This window comes from Zoogloea sp. LCSB751 (assembly GCF_002028455.1).
Classification (GTDB): Bacteria; Pseudomonadota; Gammaproteobacteria; order Burkholderiales; family Rhodocyclaceae; genus Zoogloea.
In genome coordinates this window covers 1-238 of record NZ_MWUM01000587.1, presented here as the reverse complement: position 1 = coordinate 238, position 238 = coordinate 1, and the positions used below count along the sequence as shown (strand labels likewise).

Sequence of the window (238 nt, the reverse complement as noted above, 5' to 3'; positions counted from 1 at the left end):
CGATTTCGGCCTCAGTAAAGGGCAGAACTACGGCATTATTGAGGCCTGCCGTAACGGCGTGGTGACATCGACCACGGCGCTGGTCAACGGCGCGGCCATTGACCACGCCGCCCAGCGGAGCCGCAGTATCCCGGAGCTGGCGGTCGGGATGCACTTTGTGCTGACGCTGGGCGAGCCGCTGTCGGCGATGCCGGGATTAACTCGCGAGGGTAAGCTCGGGAAATGGATCTGGCAGCTT

At 63.4% G+C, this 238-nt stretch carries 1 protein-coding gene; it reads left to right on the top strand.

Translation table 11 applies throughout. The features are described 5' to 3' along the window. The coding region (locus tag B4920_RS27815) for a ChbG/HpnK family deacetylase (RefSeq protein ID WP_139379775.1) at positions 1 to 238 on the top strand (238 nt) is incomplete at both ends.